Annotated in this window: 2 protein-coding genes; one reads left to right on the plus strand and one right to left on the minus strand. The window is 52.7% G+C overall.

The window, feature by feature from the left end; translation table 11 throughout:
• Positions 1-285: 285 nt before the first annotated feature.
• Positions 286-441: a hypothetical protein gene (locus tag J5224_RS32985; protein WP_264629121.1), complete on the minus strand. Its 156-nt coding sequence runs from the start codon at positions 439-441 to the stop codon at positions 286-288.
• Between the two features lie 34 nt (positions 442-475).
• On the opposite strand from J5224_RS32985, the gene J5224_RS32990 reads away from it, so the two are divergent.
• A partial coding sequence (locus tag J5224_RS32990) for a hypothetical protein (RefSeq protein WP_264629122.1) occupies positions 476-691 on the plus strand: 216 nt, incomplete at its 3' end.

Below are 691 nucleotides of genomic sequence, written 5' to 3' on the forward strand. Positions count from 1 at the left end.
CCTGCGTAGACATCTGTCTTCCTCGTTGTAAGAAAAAACCGGCTCTGACCGGTTTTTTGTTTCTGCTCGTTTAAACCGCATCCCCCAGGTTCCCCCTGCCGCTATCTCGTCATCAATCCTCGCTTTATGCCGATTCAATCTGTAAGGCGCTTTTTTTATAGCCGGAATTAACCGCTACTTTATGCTGGCGCGCATATCGCATCCACTATTCATGAGGTTTTCTATGGTAGCGCCAGTAGCCAAAAAATGTTCTCCCATCGTATTGACGAACCTGGAGCCAAAAGCTCAACAGGCGTCACCGATAACATCATCACAGCCTTCTGCGTTAAACACCCTGAACGGGCTTGGCAACAGAGCACAACACGCCTGCGCGCCGAACGGCAGACCCGCAGCAGAGGTGGTGAGCACGCCGCTAAAAAATAACGCGTTATTACAGTGCATCAACCCCTTCACGCAGTGTATCAATGTGCGCGCGATGGCAAGATTTAATCAGTCAAAACACGCCGCAACCGCGTCGCGTACACCCGATACAGCGCAACAGACCCGCGCAGCAAGGCCAGCCTATCCCCACTCAGCCCGACAAAAAATCATGGCTACCCTCGCACAGGAAGCCGAGCAGCAGGTCAATAAAAGTCATTTACGCAAAGCGGGCGCGGGAAAACGATTGACCCGACAAGCCATCTCGGGACCG

The organism is Candidatus Symbiopectobacterium sp. NZEC135, assembly GCF_025962695.1.

What these genes read in the sequence shown, in the direction of transcription:
- J5224_RS32985 (WP_264629121.1), bottom strand. Translation starts at nt 441, where the DNA reads ATGCACTGTAATAACGCGTTATTTTTTAGCGGCGTGCTCACCACCTCT.